Origin of the sequence: Massilia rubra (assembly GCF_011682065.1) — a bacterium.
GTDB classification, from domain to species: Bacteria; Pseudomonadota; Gammaproteobacteria; order Burkholderiales; family Burkholderiaceae_D; genus Telluria_A; species Telluria_A rubra.
Genome location: NZ_VUYU01000008.1, coordinates 222,586 through 235,988, shown reverse-complemented (window position 1 = coordinate 235,988; position 13,403 = coordinate 222,586). Strand labels below are relative to the sequence as shown.

The following is a 13,403-nucleotide window of genomic DNA, read 5'->3' as shown; positions in this document are numbered from 1 at the left end:
CTTCGATTATTGTTCGACTTCGGCGCGCCCGAACAGGCGCGTGAGCAAGCCCTTCGCTTCCGGCACGCGCCGCGCGGTGACCAGCTCGACCAGCTCGGCCAGGCTGCGCGCCACCGGGCTGGCGCGCGACAGTTGCAGCACCGGCACGCCCTGGTTCACCGAATCGGTCACGTTCACGTAATCGTTGGGGACGGTGTGCATGACCTCGGCCCCAAGCGAGGCTTGCACGTCCTGCAGGCGCAGGCGCCCGCCCTTTTCGTAGCGGTTCACGATCAGGCGCGTGTTTTCGATGGCGTAGCCAAGCGAGCGGAAGATGTCGAGCAGGCGGCGCCCGTCGCGCAGGTCGGGCAGGGCCAGCTGCAGCACCGGGTAGATGGCGTCGGCGTTGTCGAGCGCGCGCAGCGAAATGGCGTCGATCTGGCGTCCCACGTCGAGCACCACGTAATCGTAGTGCTGGCGCGCCACGCGCAGGATCACGTCCATCTGCTCCGGTTTCAGTTCGACCGCGTGGGCCGGGTCGTCGGCCGCGGCCAGGATGCCGAAATTGGGCGTCACGTGCACCAGGCACGAATCGAGAAAGGCGCCGTCGATGCGCGCGATCTGGCTGCACACGTCGGACAGGGTCATGGCCGGCTTCTGGTCCGACACATACAGGGTGGCGTCGCCGAACTGGCCGTGCAGGTCGATCAGGATCACTTTCTTGTCGGCCAGGCTGGCCAGGGCATAGGCGAAATTGGTCGACAAAAAGGTGGCGCCGCTGCCGCCCTTGCAGGAAATGAAGGCCAGCACCTTGCCGTCGCACACCTTGCCCGCATTGGCTGCGTCGGCGATGCGGTTGATGGCGTCGTGGAAGGCGCTGTGCACCAGCGGCAGTTGCAGCACTTCGCGCACGCCGGCGCGCATGGCGCGGATCAACAGGTTTTGCTGCTGGTCGCGGGTGAGCAGCATGAAGGTCGCGCCCGGGTACAGCTTGGCCAGGCGCACCAGCAATTCGGCTTCGTCTTCATCGAGGCCGCTGGCGTCGACGATCACCAGCGCCGGGCTGTCGGGTAACACCCGCTCGAGCGCATCGCGCAGGCGGCTGCGCACCGCCACCAGGGTCACGGGCGGCATGCGCGCGGCGCCCTGGGCGGCGATTTCGGCTTGCAGCTGGCTGTCGTGGGTAATCAGTAAAGCTTTCATGGAACATCCTCGTGGGTGGTGGCGCGCTTCGGTCAGAAAGCGGGGCAGGCTTCGGTGACGCCGCTCTGGTGGCCGAGCGAGCCGGCCGGTGTAACGGTGGCAAAGGTCGGGTAGGCAAAACTCCAGTTCAACAGCTTGCCGCTGAACAGCGGCTTGTAGTAGGCCGGTGTGCACTCGGGTCCGCTGCCGGGCGCGCACAGGCGCGCTTGCACGAAACGCACGCACGTCTCCCCGTTCGGATTGGCATTGCAGTTGATAATGTTGCGCGACGGGCAGGCCGGCCGCGCGCTCACCGGGTTGAAATTGCTGCGCAGGTGAGCGATCACGATCTTCCCGTCCAGCCCGGCGGCGCCGAGCGACATGCCGGCCGCGCGCGCCGCCACGCTGGCCCTGGCCGACAGTGCCGCCAGGGCGTCGCTGTCGGCCGGATTGGTCATGGCCGCGGCGCGCGCCACGCCGCGGGTAGCGTCCGACAGCGCATTCCACAGGTACATGGCGCGCGCCACTTCAAGCAGGCCCAGCATGAACAGCAGAAAAATCGGTAAGGTCAACGCAAACTCGACTGTTGTGACGCCGCGCGCGGCGCCGCGATCCAGAGGGGTAGGTTTCATCGGCAACTCCGGGCGCTCAGTTGGTGTAGGGAACGGTGACGGTGGTCGATATCTCGATCGACTCGCCGATGTTGAACATATTCATCACCCCGGTGACCGGGACGCGCACGCCCAAGGCGACCGTAATGGACGAGGGTCGGTTCGGGCCGCCGCATTCCCTCGATCCCAACAGGCCAGGGCGCATGCAGCTGATGTGCGTTCCCACCAGGTTGATGGCGGGCGCGATGCTGGCCTCGAGCAAGGCTTGCCGGGCGATCTGGCGCGCGCGCGCCTTCATCGGACTACTTTCGTCCTCACTGATGGACCACTCGCTCATCGGCACCGTAGCCAGCGAGGCGGCGGCGTCGCTGTTGGCCTGCTTGACCACGGAATACACGTAGAAGACCCGGCCAAAGCTGAACACCAGCGGCAACAGCACTGCCATGGTCATCAGGATGAGGGCCAGCTCGATATGGGCGAGACCGCGCACGCGGCGCGCACAGGCAGGCGGCATGATGGAAGACGCTTTCATCGGAACAGGACCGTGGCCGAAGAGAGGCTGTCAGGCGTGGCCAGGCCGCCGAATTCGCCGTACACCGCGGGCGCCGTGCTGCTCGCGCGCGAGGTCATCAGGAAGCGCCCGACCGCCAGCACGTTGGCCGTGCCGTCCGCGTTAACCGGGCACGACAGCAGAGGGATATTCAGGACCCTGCGCCCCTTCAGACCGGGGGCGCTGGCTCCGCCTGGCGCAGTCCTGAAGATGGGCAGGGTCGAATCGTAGGGAAGAGCGTCGCCGTCGGCCGGGGCGCTGGCGTTGGCCAGCATTTGCTCGCTCGTCGCGATCGGGTACAGGGTGGCCCAGTTGGTCTTGGAAAATTTGGCACCGGTGTTGACCGGGGCCGCGCCCTGATAGAGCAGCGGCTTGGCAAACGTCCACAGCGGACCGTAACTGGTCCGGTCGGTGGACGGGGTCGCCCCGCTCACGTCGGCAATCGTCACGCGCCGACCGGCAATCACGCGCGCTAGCGCGCTGCCGGACAAGGCAGTCGGCGTGGGAGGCTGCGTCGGTAGTGCCATCCAGAACGGGGGCAGCATGAATTCCCTGATGTTGGTATCGGCCGGGGCCGCCACCGGATCGCAGGCCGGGGCGCCGGCGCCAAGCGGGCCGAAGCGCGAATTGAGTTGTGCGGCAAGTTCTGACGGGAAGTTCTGGCGCACATACACGGTCGCATTGTCGGGCAGGAACGGCAGCGCCAGGGTGCCGCTGCACACCATCGGGCGCAGGGCGTCGAGCGTGCGGTTCGACTCGCTTTCGGCCGCGGGCGGAAAATCGACCGGGTTGACCTGGTAATTGAGCGGGGCCGCGCCGGCAATGCCGGGATTGAGATCGAGCAGATTGTAACTAACCCCGCGCCGGAAGCCGTGTTCGATCCACTCGACCAGGCCGCCGCCGTTGTTGCGCGAACCGTAGCGCTGGTTATCGAGCGCACACACCGCCAGCGGGGTGACCTGGACCTGGCTGCGTCCGGCCACCGCGACGGTGCTCACCTTGAGGGTGGCGTAGAGAGAGTCAGGGCCGATGGCGCCGGCGAACACGGTGCGCACGCTGCCGAACTCGGGGGACAGTTTGCTCGTGTCGATACGCGCATAACGCATCCGGGAGGCATTCGCGGCGGTGTTGGCGGAACTGGCAGGCAGCCAGTCGGCATCGCTGCCGGGCTGGTCGCTAAAGCGCAGCGCGTCCGGTGACCAGCTCAGCGCGGTATAGCCGACGGCGCTGGAAATAATGACAGCCTCGGCCCGCGCGTTTGCCTTGTCGATGCCGGCCGCGCTGCCGTCGAGCCCGCGCGCGGCGGCCAGCGCGGCCGCGTCGGCGGCGGTCTGCAGGTCGGTACGCCGCATGAAGGCCATCGACAGATCGATCGCCAAGGCGCCGAGCAGCATCAGCGGCATCAGCAACAGCGCGAAGACGATCACATAGGCGCCGCGCTGGTGGCGCCCGGGCGGGACACGCGAGCGCTTCATTTTGCGGCCCCGATGGCCAGTGGCGCCAGCGCGGCGGGGGCGTCCGTCGAATGCTGGTAGCGCTCGTAGGCGGCGGCCGCGGCCTTGCCGTCGAGTCCATTGACAGGACGGTTGGCGCCCGCCGCGCCCGGGTCGATGGCCTGGGCCGCCAGCGCGGCGCGCAGCGACTGGCCGAAGCGCGCGTCCCAGTGCGGCGTGCTCGAGCAAGCGCCCAGCCAGAGCGTGGCTGCCAGCAGGCTGGCGATGCGGCGAACGATGCGTGTGTTCATGGCATTCTCCTATTTCAATTCAAAACCGCTGTGGGTGGCCGGCGTGGCCGAAGCGACGGGGGCCGCGGCGGCCGGCGGCCGCGGCTGTCCTTCCAAGCGCGCACCCAGCAGCGCCTCACTGCGCGAGAGCGGCGCCAGGCCATCGGTGGGCAAGGTGTAGTTGGGCGGCAGCGGCTTGACCAGGTGGGCCGTGACCACGAACACCAGTTCGGTGCGGTCTTGCTGGAAATCGGTGCTGCGGAACAGCGCCCCCAGCACCGGCACTTCGCCCAGCAGCGGCAAGCCCTTGCGGTTGGCGATCAGGTTGTTCTTGATCAGGCCACCGATGGCGAAACTCTGGCCATCGTGCAGCTGCAAGGTGGTGCTGGCGCGCCGGGTGGTGATCAGCGGCAGGACCGCGCCGCCGCTAAAGCCTGCAGCCGAGATGCCGATCCCTTCGTGCGAGACTTCCGACACTTGCGGCGCCACCTTCAGGTTGATGCGCCCGCCGGCCAGCACCGTCGGGGTAAAGCGCAGGCCGATCCCGAACTCCTTCTCTTCCAGCGTGACCTTGTTGTTATCCTGGGCCACCGGAATGAAGATGCTGCCGCCGGCCAGGAAACTGCCTTCCTGGCCGCTGACGGCCATCACGTTCGGCTCGGCCAGCACGCGCACGATGCCATCTTGCTTCTGGGCCTCGAGGGTGACGCCCTTGCCGCTGGCGCGGCGCACGCCGAGCGCGGCCTGGGCATTGCCGGTGATGAAATCGGCCAGCAGGGTGGTGGCCCAACTGCCCGAGCCGAAGCCCCACTTGACGCCGCCGTCCAGCCGTTCGAGCAAGCTTTTCGAGACTTCGGCGATCTTCACTTCGAGCATCACTTGCTGGGGTGCGCCGACCGCCAGCAGGTTGATCACGCGCGCCGCCGGCGCCGCGCCGCCCCCGCCGCTCGCGCCGCTGCCGGCGCCGGTGGTGGCGGCCGCGCCGCCGGTGGCGGGGTCGCCGCCCTGCTGCGCCAGCGAGCGCCGCGGCCGGCTGACGAAGGCGGTCGCCAGTTCGACCGCGCGCAGCACGGCGGCGCCGTCGGCCACGGTGCCGCTGAGCACGAGCGAATCGGCGGCGCTATGGACGCGGATCTCTTTTTCTTCAGGCATCAGGGTGGCCAGGCTGGCCTGCAGCGCGGCGGGGTCCATGCCGACCACGATGTCGATGATGCTGCAAGCCCCGCTTTTACCCTGCACGATCATATTGGTGGTGCCGACATCGACCCCGAGCAGATACAGGGTGTCGGGCGCGACCAGCATGGCTTGCACCACGGCGGCGTTGCCGATGCTGCGGTTGCGTACCGGTTCGGGCAGGCGCATCAGGTTCGACTTGCCCACCAACAAGGTCATATTGCCGGGCCGCGCAGCCTGGCCGCTGCAGCGCGGGCCGCTGTCGGCGCGTTCGGCCTGTGGTTGGGCTTGCTTGTCGGCGGCGTGCGCGCCGCCGGCCAGCGCCAGCAGCAGCGCGAGCGTGCCGGCCCGGTTCATCTTGCCTTGCTTGTTGCAGTTGTTCATAGCGGCCATCCTGTGAGGTGACTGAAAGGTAAGTGCGCGAACATCAAAAACATTCTTGTGACGTGGTCACGCCATTCAATACGCTGACGCAGTCGCGGCGGGCGTGCGCCACCACCACCGGCGCGCTGCGCGGCGCGGCGCGCGCGGGGATCTTGGGCCTGGCCGGCGGCGCCGCGCTTTTGGTCGCCGGCGCCGGCGCGGCGGCGCTCGCGGCGGCGGCCAGCTCGTCGAGCAGGCTGGCCTTGGTGGCGCCGCTGGTCTGCGGCGAGCCCGGATCGACCTGGTTGCGCAGCGCCAGCGACAGCGAGCCGACCCCGCGCGCCAGGTCGAGCGCTTCGGCCTGTTCCGGCGTGACTTCGAGCGTGACGGCGTTGACCACTTTCGGCTTGGTTTCATCGCGCCCCACTTCCTGCGCCACCGCCAGCACCAGGATGCGTTCGAGCACGATCTTCGAAATGTGCAGCCCGTTGCGCGACTGTTTGGCGTGTTCGTCCGGATCGCGCTCGGTGTGCACGATGACGTCCACGTAATTGCCCGGCAGCGCAAAGCCGGCCACGCCGATGACATCGTTGACGCGCACCGTGATGGCGCGCTTGCCTTCACTGATCAGGGCCGACAAGCCGCCCAGGGTGCCGGCCGGGGCCAGCTTGGCTTCGGTCAGCGGCTCGCCCTTGAGGACGTTCGCCTTGAGCACCCGGTCGCTCAGTTTCAGGCTGTCCTTGAAACCATCCTTGGGCGTGGTGGCGGCCGGCCAGTCGACCAGGCGCAGCATGTCGGGCGAGAGGCGCTGGCCGCGGCTGATATCGCCGCTGGCGACCACGATGCGGCTGGAGGCATTGCCCGGCTGCCGGAGCAGCCACAGCGACGCGAGGACAACCGCGGCGATCCCCAGCAGGACCGCCACGCCCATGGTCAGCAATGCGCGTTTGTTTTTCATATGATCCTCTCGTACAGGGTGGTGCCGCTATCGGCGGAAAAAGTCATCGGTGACGGGGGCGCGCCGGGAGCCGGCGCGGCCTGGTCCAGCGCCATGCTGCGCCAGGCTTGTTCGATGGCCGCCGCGGAGAGGCGCGCGGTGGTGCCGGCGAAGGCGGCAAAATCGTGCAGGCGCCCGAGCAGCTCGGCCGGGTAGCTGGCCAGCAGCGGCCGCCCGCTGCCGTAATGCAGGCGCGTGATCAGGTAGTACAGCACGTCTTCGTCGCAGGCCAGCGCATGCTGGTGGCACTGGCGCCGGAACAAGGTCGCATAGGACGCCTCGGACAGCGGCCCGACCAGGATCTTGTAGCCGATGCGGCGCAGGAACGATTCGTCTAGCAAGACCTGCGGCGCGAGGTTGGTGGCCAGCACCAGCGTGACGTCGAACGGCACCGCGATCTTGTAGCCGCCTTCGATGGTGAGCTGGTCGCAGCCGCTGTCGAGCGGAGCGCTGAAACGGTTAAGCAATTCTTCTGTGGGCAGGCGCTGGCGTCCCAGGTCGTCGATCAGCAGGATGCCGTTATTGGCCATGAAGTGCGGCGGCGCGCGGTACACGCCGCTGGCGTGGTCGAGGCGCAGGTCGAGCATCTCGTAGCCCAGCTCGGCGCCGACCTGGACCAGCGGGCGCTGGCACATTATCCAGCGCGCATCCGGGTTGCGCCGCTCTTCGCTGTGGCGCGCATGCTGGGGCGGGGCCGGGATATGGACGGCGGGATCGTGGAACTGCACGATATGGCCCTCGACCAAAATCGCATGCGGAATGGCCACCAGCCCGGTTTGCAGCCGCCCCAACTTGCGCGCCAGGGTGGTCTTGCCGCTGCCGGACGGGCCGTGCAGCAACAGCGGGCGGCGCGACTGCAGGGCCGCGCCGAGCAGGTCGCGCACGCCCGCCTCGAGCACGTCGTCGGCAAAGGCGGCGGCCATCTCGGCCATGCCGACCTGTGCGGCCCCGGCCTGCCGGCCCGACTGGCGCTGGGCCAGGTCGCGGTAGGCTTGCAGGGTGACCGGGGCCGGGCCGACGTAGCGGCAGCGCGCCAGGAACTCGGCCGCGCGCAGGCGTCCGCCCTCGGTGAGCTGGTAGTGCACGTCGAGGTCGGAATCGCCGCGCCCCGCCACTTCGGCCAGGTGGCCGGCCTGCATGGCGTCGAGCGCTTCACGCAAAACATTGATTGACAGCTTGAGCTTGCCGGTAAGGACAGGCAGGTGGATCTTGCCGATCGAATACATCGCCTTGGCGACCAGTTCGACGATCAGGCTCAGTTCCAGGCCGGTGTCGCGCACGCAGCGCGGTTGCGGCGGCGCGCTGCCGCCGGCATAGTCGGGTGACGCAGCACGGATCCGTAAGCCGCTGGGCGGAAGCGCGCCGGTCGGGGCGGTATAACTCATGTCGGGTTCCTCGCAAAGACAAGTGGCGTTTCCAAAAGCCACAATTTATTTTAGCCACCGGCCCCTGTACCGGCTTGATACGGAACAAGCTATGGCCGCACGGAAACTTAAAGCCAAGGCTGCGCCAGAGTGAAAAAGGTGCCGCCGGCAATTGCGAGCGCGTATGGCATATTTCCCACACTCGGGGTCGGCAGTGGCTCGGCCACGACCGGCATGCCACACAGGCGCAGGAACAGGGGGCGCAGCAACGCCATCAGGTTGGCGCCGGTGTCGCGCAAGCGACCGCTGGCGAGGATCATGACGAGCGCCATCAAGCCGCCGGCGCAAAAGGCGGCAAGTGCGATCTGCACGGCCATGGCGGGACCGGTGAAGGCGCCCACGGTGGCCATCAGCTTGACGTCGCCGGCGGCCATGCCGCGCAGGCAGTACAAGGGCAGGAACAGCAGCAGGCCGGTGGCGAAGCCGGCCAGGCCGGTGTCGAGCAGGGCCAAGGGTCTTCCGCAACACAGGTGCAGGATGGCGGCGCAGGCCAGGGCGGCGGCCAGCAGGCGGTTGGGAATGCGGCGCGAGGCCAGGTCGGTGGCGACGGCGCCCAACAGCAGGGCGATCAGGACCAATTGGGAAAGAGACAAGGCGGGCATGGGCGGCTCACGTAAAAAGCTCCCGGAACAGGAGTACCCGTCCCGGGAAGCGAGGTGTGGCGAACGATGGCTGATCAGCGCCGGGATGGCGTTACGACACGGTCAGATCGGTGACAATCTGCTGGAACAAGGCAACCAGTTGGGTCTTCACATTGGTGAGGGCCGTGACCAGTCCGACAGCGATCAACGCTGCGATCAGGCCATACTCGATGGCGGTGGCGCCATCTTCATCGTTGATAAAAGCTTGCACTGCGGTGGGTATGGTGCTCATGGTGACCTCCGGTTAGATTAGAACTGCATACTTCTGGCCCAGGTGCGGCAGCGCTGCTGCCTAGCGTGGAGGTACGTTGCTTCTGTACTCCAACTTTCCGCCATTGAGTTGACTATAGAGATGTTGGGTAGCGACAACTTGACGCGAGACAACTTTTTTTGATGGAAATATTTAGCAAAGAAAATGGAAGTGCGCGGGGCGGAAGGACATGGCGGCGGACGTGAAAAAGCTCCCGGAACAGGGCCCTGTTCCGGGAAGCGCGGTGGGGTGAATGGACGGCTTATCCGAGCTGCAAGGGATTACGGCGTAACCGTCAAGCCGGTGACAACTTTACCGAACAAGGTTTTCAGCTGGTCTTGCACTGACTTCAACGACGATACAATCGCAACAGCGATCAGCGCGGCGATCAAGCCATACTCAATGGCGGTGGCGCCGTCTTCGTCGTTGATAAAGGCTTGCACTGCGGTGGTGATGGTGCTCATGGTGACCTCCGGTTAGTTAAAACTGCCAACTTCTGGCACAGGGTGCGGCTGCGCTACTGCCTTACCTTGAGGTACGTTGCTGCTGTACTTCAATTTTCCCGCCATTGAGTTCACTATAAAGATCCGAAGAAACTGCAACTTGACTTAACACAACTTTCTTATTGGTACTATTTTTGTTATTATGGAAACTGTCGATATACGACACGATGGCGAAAAAGTTGCTGTGCGGTGAGCCGTAAGCCGTCACACAACGGTAGAATCGGGTGAACGCAAGCGTTTATGCATGACAATTGCCTAAAAAGCAAAATGAGGTTATCGTGCACAGCGTCGCCTGGCGCGGGACGCGGCGCCAAGGCGAAGCGCCAAGGCGAGGCGCCAAGGCGACGCGCCAGCCGAGGGAGTCCGGCAATCAGGTAGACTAGCTCGCCGTGTCGATGGACATGCCTCCGCACCGTGGTAGTAGTTTGATTCACATTTCCGAGAACGACATGGATTCCCTTCTTAAACACATGGTGGACATGACTGGCCACCGCGACCACACGATGCTCGACATCTCGGTGATCTCGGCGGTGCAGGAACTGGCGCGGGCGTCGCAGACGCGCGTGCTGACCATCATGCATGTGCGCGGCCAGCAGTACGTGCGCGCACGCGCCAGCATCTGCGCCGGCGGCGTGGCGCGCATGGAAGAGCCTGCAGACGTGAATGCGCTGGGCGAGCCGATCAGCAGCTACCCGGCCCTGGCCGCCTGCATCGCGCGCAACGACACCAGCGCCGAAAGCCTGTCGGAAGACGGCAAGCGCACCTTGTGGCTGCCGATCTGGATCGGCGAGAAGGTCGACACCTGCCTCGAAATCCTGCACCCGACCCCGTACACGAGCGACACCATCCACGTCATCGGCGGGATCGTCAGCGTGTACCGCAACTTCCAGAACCTGCTCGACTACAGCGAGCGCGACTCGCTCACCGGGCTGCTCAACCGCAAGACCTTCGACGACCAGCTGGCCAAGATGCTGCACGTCACGGCCGAGCAAGAGTCGCTGGAACCGGGCCGGGAAGAACGGCGCCAGCCTTCGGATGCCGAAAAGCAGTGGCTGGCAGTGGTCGATGTCGACCATTTCAAGCTGGTCAACGACAAGTTCGGCCACCTGTACGGCGACGAAGTGCTGATCCTGATCGCCAACCTGATGCAATCGTCGTTCCGCTCGCAAGACCGGGTGTTCCGCTTCGGCGGCGAGGAATTCGTGGTGCTGCTGCGCTCGACGACCCTGGACAATGCGCAAAAGATCATCGACCGCTTCCGCACCAATGTCGAGTCGCACGATTTCCCGCAGGTGGGACAGGTGACGGTGAGCGTGGGTTTTGTGAGCATCAGCCCGTACGAGTCGCCGGTGATCATTCTCGGGCATGCCGACCAGGCGCTGTACTACGCCAAGAGCCACGGGCGTAACCAGGCCTGCCACTACGACCAGCTGGTCTCGGGCGGCCTGCTGCACGCGGTGGCGTCGAACGATACGGCCGAGTTTTTCTAGGACGCGGCTGCGCGAAGAAACTTGGGCCCCCGCCTGCGCGGGGGCGACGGATCACCTGCTGCCGAGCCTAGCCGACGCTGATGAAGCGCATCGGGTCCACATTCCACTTCTGGGGCGACTCGGGGCGCACGATCTTGTCGCCGCCCCCAAAACCGAGCGGGCGCGACAAATCGACGGTTTCCGGCTTGATGTAGACATTGCGCCTGGTGTTGAAAAACACATTCACCTTGGGCGCCAGCAGGTTGGTTTCGTGCGGCTCGATCACCACGGCCAACCGCCCCGATTCGAGCATTACCATGGTGCCGACCGGATAAATCCCGACGCAGCGCATGAATTCCTGCGCATACGTGGGATGAAAGTGGAACTTGCTCCACTCATAAATCTTGCGCAGCGCTTCGGCCGCCGACATGCCCTTGTGATAGCAGCGCTCGGCCGTGATGGCGTCGTACACATCGACGATGGCCGCCATCTGCGCCAGCTCGCTGATCGCGCCCTCGCCCTGCTTGTCCGGATAGCCGCTGGCGTCGCGCCGCTCGTGGTGGTGCAGGGTGATGTCGAGCGGAATCGGACCGATCGCGGGCGACTTGAGCAAAATATCGTAGCCGTCGCGCGGGTGCTTCTTGATGATGGCAAATTCCTCGTCCGTCAGCGGCCCCGGCTTGTTGAGGATATGGTCCGGCACCAGCGCTTTTCCGGTATCGTGCAGCAAGCCGCCGAGGCCGGCCTGGTAAGTGGTCTCGGCATCCATCCCGCGCGAACGGCAAAACGCCACCAGCAAGGTACACACGCTGACCGAATGCAAAAACGTGTAGTCATCCTTGTTCTTGATGCGCAGCATGCCCATCAGCGCGCCGGGATTGCGCAGGATCGATTCGGTGATGTTTTCCACCATCGGCGACACGCTGTCGAGTTCGATGGCCTTGCCCAGCCGCGCATCCTGCATCACGGTGCGCACCAGGCCGGTGGCCTGGCGGCGGATCACGGCGGCGCGCTTGAGCTCTTCGCCCAGGGTGGTGCGGGTGACGATCAGCGGCCGCGCGGCGATGTCCACCAGCGCCGCTTCGGTGCTCTGGCGGGTTTCTTCCAGGGTCGGCGCATGGTCGACATCGAGCCCCCTGGCGCAATCGATGACCACGTCGTGGATGCCGGCGTCGATGATCTTGCGGATTTCATCCTCGCTGGTCAGCAAGAAACGATTGCGCACGAACGGATGCGTCATCCAGTCGCAGCTCAGGTCATGGATATACATGCCTGTCTTGAGGTGGCTAGCATCGACTTTCTTCAGCATTTTTCTGTCCGTCTGTGGTGTAATCTCGCGCAATTGCGGCAACACGCCCAGTATAACGTCAATATTTCTTTGGTGCATCTATGCTTTCCGTAACTCACTAATCGCACCCGGACCCACATGGAATTACGCCAGCTGCGCTATTACGTCGCCATTGTCGATCACGGCTCGCTGTCGCGCGCGGCGCTGGTGCTGCACGTGGCCCAGCCGGCCCTGACCCAGCAGTTGCGCCAGCTTGAAGACGAGCTCGGCGCGCAACTGCTGCACCGCTCGGCCCAGGGCGTGCTCACCACCGACGCCGGCAAGGTGTTTTACGAGCATGCACAGGCGATCCTCAAGCAGGTCGAAGACGCCCGTTCGGCCGTGATCCAGTCTACCACCAGGCCCTCGGGAAGTGTCACCCTGGGACTGCCGCACAGCATCTCGGGCGCGCTCGCCCTGCCCTTGTTGATGGCGGCGCGCAGCACTTTTCCCGAGATCACCCTGCAGCTCACCGAGGAGTTGTCCGGCAACCTGAACGAACAATTGAAATCGGGCCGGATCAACCTGGCGGTGCTGTTCGACGACGGCCAGCTGGGCGCCTTTGCCAGCAGCGCGCTGGTGGAAGAAGAACTGAGTTTCATCTGCCGCGCCGGTTCGGCCTTCAGCCCGCCGGGCGACACGGTGGCGCTGGCCGACGCGCTGGCCACCACCCTGATTTTGCCGGCCCAGCAACAGGGCGTGCGCCCGCGCATCGAAAACGTGGCGCGCGAAGCCGGCCTGCGCCTCTCGAACGTGATTGAAATTAACTCGATCGCGATCCTCAAGTCGGCGATCCTGGCCGACATGGGCGCCACCATCCTGCCGGTCGCCCCCTTGCTGGCCGACATCGAACGCGGCGCCATGCTGGCCCGCCCGATCCACAGCCCGGCGCTGGCGCGCACCGTCACCCTGTGCGCCTCGCGCAATATTCCGCTCACCAACGCGGCGGCGGCGGTCAAGCGCCTGGTGCACCAGGTGACCGCCGAGCTGTGCGCCGGCGGTGCCTGGCCGGGTGCGCGCCTGCTCAAATAAGTCGCAGCGGCCACGAGCCATCACTTTTTCTTATACCCCCATCCGAAAACCGTATTTCCCCTACGGACGGGAAGGTCATACACTCCACGCCAAAGGCGCTCCATACCGGAGAGTCTTGTAGAATCAAGCTGCCTATAACAGCACCCTACCCCGTCATCCAGGCGCCTACCCGGCGCCGT

General features: G+C 65.5%; 14 protein-coding genes. 2 read left to right on the top strand and 12 right to left on the bottom strand.

All coding sequences use genetic code 11. From position 1 onward, the window contains the following. Window positions 1–6: 6 nt before the first annotated feature. The 11 genes from F0185_RS14965 to F0185_RS14915 form a co-directional block, all read right to left on the bottom strand. Window positions 7–1,182 carry a CpaE/TadZ family protein gene (locus F0185_RS14965; RefSeq protein WP_166892204.1) on the bottom strand — a complete coding sequence of 392 codons (1,176 nt, stop codon included), beginning with the start codon at window positions 1,180–1,182 and terminating at the stop codon, window positions 7–9. A 32-nt stretch (window positions 1,183–1,214) separates the two neighbouring features. After that, window positions 1,215–1,793, bottom strand: coding sequence for a TadE/TadG family type IV pilus assembly protein (locus F0185_RS14960; RefSeq protein ID WP_167225658.1), 579 nt, complete (start codon window positions 1,791–1,793; stop codon window positions 1,215–1,217). 16 nt (window positions 1,794–1,809) lie between these two features. Then, window positions 1,810–2,304 carry a TadE/TadG family type IV pilus assembly protein gene (locus F0185_RS14955; RefSeq protein WP_167225656.1) on the bottom strand — a complete coding sequence of 165 codons (495 nt, stop codon included), beginning with the start codon at window positions 2,302–2,304 and terminating at the stop codon, window positions 1,810–1,812. After that, window positions 2,301–3,797: a pilus assembly protein TadG-related protein gene (locus F0185_RS14950; protein WP_167225654.1), complete on the bottom strand. Its 1,497-nt coding sequence runs from the start codon at window positions 3,795–3,797 to the stop codon at window positions 2,301–2,303. Before F0185_RS14950 ends, F0185_RS14955 begins: the two co-directional genes overlap by 4 nt. Further along, window positions 3,794–4,066, bottom strand: a complete 273-nt coding sequence (locus F0185_RS14945; protein ID WP_167225652.1) for a hypothetical protein — start codon at window positions 4,064–4,066, stop codon at window positions 3,794–3,796. The genes F0185_RS14950 and F0185_RS14945 overlap by 4 nt, the downstream gene beginning before the upstream one ends. A 9-nt stretch (window positions 4,067–4,075) precedes the next feature. After that, window positions 4,076–5,602, bottom strand: coding sequence for a type II and III secretion system protein family protein (locus tag F0185_RS14940; RefSeq protein ID WP_167225650.1), 1,527 nt, complete (start codon window positions 5,600–5,602; stop codon window positions 4,076–4,078). Between the two features lie 43 nt (window positions 5,603–5,645). Continuing rightward, window positions 5,646–6,539 (bottom strand): Flp pilus assembly protein CpaB, encoded by an 894-nt coding sequence (gene cpaB, locus F0185_RS14935; RefSeq protein ID WP_167225648.1) that lies wholly within the window; start codon window positions 6,537–6,539, stop codon window positions 5,646–5,648. Further along, window positions 6,536–7,963 (bottom strand): DUF8689 domain-containing protein, encoded by a 1,428-nt coding sequence (locus F0185_RS14930; RefSeq protein WP_187362535.1) that lies wholly within the window; start codon window positions 7,961–7,963, stop codon window positions 6,536–6,538. The genes cpaB and F0185_RS14930 overlap by 4 nt, the downstream gene beginning before the upstream one ends. Before the next feature lie 107 nt (window positions 7,964–8,070). After that, window positions 8,071–8,604: an A24 family peptidase gene (locus tag F0185_RS14925; RefSeq protein WP_167225646.1), complete on the bottom strand. Its 534-nt coding sequence runs from the start codon at window positions 8,602–8,604 to the stop codon at window positions 8,071–8,073. A gap of 91 nt (window positions 8,605–8,695) precedes the next feature. Next, a complete protein-coding gene (locus F0185_RS14920) occupies window positions 8,696–8,875 on the bottom strand; it encodes a Flp family type IVb pilin (protein WP_167225644.1) in 180 nt (59 codons plus the stop codon). 299 nt (window positions 8,876–9,174) lie between these two features. Next, a complete protein-coding gene (locus tag F0185_RS14915) occupies window positions 9,175–9,357 on the bottom strand; it encodes a Flp family type IVb pilin (protein WP_166891577.1) in 183 nt (60 codons plus the stop codon). A gap of 488 nt (window positions 9,358–9,845) precedes the next feature. Between F0185_RS14915 and F0185_RS14910 the strand changes: the two genes are divergently transcribed. After that, on the top strand, window positions 9,846–10,886 hold the full coding sequence (locus F0185_RS14910; protein ID WP_167225642.1) for a GGDEF domain-containing protein: 1,041 nt from the start codon (window positions 9,846–9,848) through the stop codon (window positions 10,884–10,886). Between the two features lie 67 nt (window positions 10,887–10,953). Here F0185_RS14910 and F0185_RS14905 read toward each other — a convergent pair whose 3' ends face one another. Continuing rightward, window positions 10,954–12,174 carry an HD-GYP domain-containing protein gene (locus F0185_RS14905; RefSeq protein ID WP_167225640.1) on the bottom strand — a complete coding sequence of 407 codons (1,221 nt, stop codon included), beginning with the start codon at window positions 12,172–12,174 and terminating at the stop codon, window positions 10,954–10,956. A 117-nt stretch (window positions 12,175–12,291) separates the two neighbouring features. Between F0185_RS14905 and F0185_RS14900 the strand changes: the two genes are divergently transcribed. Continuing rightward, a complete protein-coding gene (locus F0185_RS14900) occupies window positions 12,292–13,224 on the top strand; it encodes a LysR substrate-binding domain-containing protein (RefSeq protein ID WP_167225638.1) in 933 nt (310 codons plus the stop codon). The last annotated feature ends 179 nt before the right edge of the window (window positions 13,225–13,403 follow it).